Origin of the sequence: Salinithrix halophila, assembly GCF_042650125.1 — a bacterium.
Taxonomy (GTDB): domain Bacteria; phylum Bacillota; class Bacilli; order Thermoactinomycetales; family DSM-45169; genus Salinithrix; species Salinithrix halophila.
Window position 1 is genome coordinate 1 of sequence record NZ_JBHSAP010000008.1, and the last position, 607, is coordinate 607.

Here is a 607-nt window from a genome sequence, read left to right on the forward strand (position 1 = left end):
GTAGGCGAGGAGAGAATCCTCAGGCGCGCGGGAAAACTCTCGTTAAGGAACTCGGCAAAATGACCCCGTAACTTCGGGAGAAGGGGTGCCCCGGTAGGGTGGCGTAAGCTGCTCGAGGGGGCCGCAGTGAAGAGGCCCAAGCGACTGTTTAGCAAAAACACAGGTCTCTGCGAAGCCGTAAGGCGAAGTATAGGGGCTGACGCCTGCCCGGTGCTGGAAGGTTAAGGGGAAGGGTTAGCGTAAGCGAAGCTCTGAACCGAAGCCCCAGTAAACGGCGGCCGTAACTATAACGGTCCTAAGGTAGCGAAATTCCTTGTCGGGTAAGTTCCGACCCGCACGAAAGGCGTAACGACTTGGGCGCTGTCTCAACGAGAGACCCGGTGAAATTGTAGTACCAGTGAAGATGCTGGTTACCCGCGACAAGACGGAAAGACCCCGTGGAGCTTTACTGTAGCCTGATATTGGATTTTGGTACGATCTGTACAGGATAGGTGGGAGCCATAGAACCCGGACCGCCAGGTTCGGGGGAGGCACTGGTGGGATACCACCCTGATCGTGCTGGAGTTCTAACCGACATCCGTGATCCGGATGCGGGACCGTGTCAGGT

At 57.0% G+C, this 607-nt stretch carries 1 rRNA gene; it reads left to right on the forward strand.

Annotated features, from left to right (window positions below):
* Positions 1 to 607: ribosomal RNA gene (locus tag ACFOUO_RS06160) — 23S ribosomal RNA — on the forward strand; the annotation flags it as partial.